Annotated in this window: 1 protein-coding gene; it reads right to left on the bottom strand. The window is 51.6% G+C overall.

Features of this window, described 5'->3' with window-relative positions; all coding sequences use genetic code 11:
* Window positions 1-1,063 (bottom strand): DEAD/DEAH box helicase (locus tag R7F67_RS24865; RefSeq protein WP_318057536.1); only part of this gene is annotated, 1,063 nt, incomplete at both ends.

Genomic DNA, 1,063 nt, shown 5'->3' on the forward strand with positions numbered 1-1,063 from the left:
GGCGGTGTCTGCTGCGGCTTGCGCTTCTAACACTTCTGATTCATCGATCAGCGTACACACCCAATACGCTTGCTTGCCTTCGTTAAGACAAGCGTTTCGTACCCGCTCGACAATGTCGTCACGTTTGGTATCTGGAATGGCGACGGTTTGAATCGGCGTTCGGCCTGGTGGTAATTCGTCTATCACCGACGTTTCCAAATCAGCATACGCTGTCATTGCTAGTGTGCGAGGAATCGGAGTTGCCGTCATGATGAGCTGATGCGGATACGCGCCTTGTTTTGCCCCTTTCTCACGTAACTCTAATCGCTGATGGACGCCAAAGCGGTGCTGCTCATCAATGATGACTAAAGCTAGGTGATGAAATTCCACATGTTCTTGGAAGAGGGCGTGAGTGTCCACTATCATTTGCGCTTCACCGCTGGCAATGCGAGCCAGTTCCGTCTCTTTGGCTTTGCCCTTGAGTTTACCAGCAAGCCAGCCCACTTGAATGTCCATGGCTTCAAACCAGTTGGCGAAATTGATGGCGTGTTGTTCGGCGAGCAGCTCAGTTGGTGCCATTAGTGCGACCTGATAACCGTGCTCGATAGCTCGAACCGCAGCCAGTGCCGCGACGAGGGTTTTTCCTGAGCCTACGTCACCTTGGACAAGACGCATCATTGGATGCGGTTTTGCGAGGTCGGCTTCAATCTCTTTCACCACGCGTGCTTGAGCATTGGTCGGAGAAAACGGCAGTTGCGCCAACAGCTGTTTTTTCAGTTTGTCACATGGTGCGAGCGGTAAGGCGATATCTTGCTGGCCTTTGCTGCGAACCGCCAACATCGACAAGTTCTGAGCGAGCAACTCTTCCATGATCAAACGGATTTGAGCGGGGTGCTTACCTTCATCAAATTCATCTAAATTAATGGTTGGCGGCGGGCGATGAATGGTGTGCAACGCCTGCGACATAGTAATCTGATGGTTATACAAGCCCGAAGGTAGCAATTCTTGCACTGCCGCTTTATCGAGTAGCCCCAATGCTTGCTCAGTAAGGTTACGTAAAGTGATTTGACGCAGGCCATCTGTG

Source organism: Vibrio sp. YT-17, assembly GCF_033337375.1.
Lineage (GTDB): Bacteria > Pseudomonadota > Gammaproteobacteria > Enterobacterales > Vibrionaceae > Vibrio > Vibrio alginolyticus.